Origin of the sequence: Bacillus sp. NTK074B (genome assembly GCF_017303375.1) — a bacterium.
Lineage (GTDB): Bacteria > Bacillota > Bacilli > Bacillales > Bacillaceae_B > Rossellomorea.
Genome location: NZ_JAFKOH010000084.1, coordinates 1 through 266 on the forward strand (window position 1 = coordinate 1; position 266 = coordinate 266).

The following is a 266-nucleotide window of genomic DNA, read 5'->3' on the forward strand; positions in this document are numbered from 1 at the left end:
CTTTGATCTGGTCCGTTTTAAAACAGGAACACCGCCGCGCGTCAACAGCCACTCCATTGATTACAGCAAAACGGAAATCCAGCCTGGCGATGATGTGCCCAGAGCTTTTTCCTATGAAACGACCAAGTATATTACAGACCAGCTCCCTTGCTGGCTGACGTATACCAATGAAGAAACGCATACATTGATCGACAATAATCTTCATCGCTCGCCAATGTACTCCGGCATGATCAAAGGAACTGGTCCGCGCTATTGCCCGTCAATTG

Annotated in this window: 1 protein-coding gene; it reads left to right on the forward strand. The window is 48.1% G+C overall.

Annotation, left to right across the window (positions count from 1 at the left end):
- On the forward strand, positions 1 to 266 hold a 266-nt coding region (locus JI667_RS21520; RefSeq protein WP_206858491.1), incomplete at both ends, for an FAD-dependent oxidoreductase.